The 306-nt window shown below is 33.3% G+C and carries 1 protein-coding gene; it reads right to left on the bottom strand.

Annotated elements, in window-relative coordinates:
- Window positions 1–289, bottom strand: a 289-nt coding sequence (locus ACG9ZB_RS16970) for a transposase (protein WP_419326821.1), incomplete at its 3' end; no start/stop codon positions are given.
- Between the last annotated feature and the right edge of the window lie 17 nt (window positions 290–306).

Raw genomic sequence — 306 nt, 5'->3', positions numbered from 1 at the left:
CGTTAAAGAAACGATTAAAAAGCTTATCTATTGAGTTAACCAACCATTTTTTCCTTTTTGCTTTCACCCATGCCCACATTTTTTCAATATGATTAATGTCAGGACTATAAGGTGATAACCAAAGTATTTTATGCCCATGTTGGGCTAATAGATCTTGTATATCTGGTCGTTTATGGAAGGTTGCATTGTCCATGAAAATTACACTATTCGAGGGTAATTCTGGTAATAAAAACTTATCTATCCAAAAATGAAATACAACCGAATTTACATTGCTATCAAATAAACCCACAGCAAATACCTTCACCC

The organism is Acinetobacter johnsonii, assembly GCF_048551975.1.
GTDB classification, from domain to species: Bacteria; Pseudomonadota; Gammaproteobacteria; order Pseudomonadales; family Moraxellaceae; genus Acinetobacter; species Acinetobacter johnsonii_A.
The sequence above is the reverse complement of the archived record's forward strand: the minus strand, read 5'-3'. Positions and strand labels throughout refer to the sequence as shown.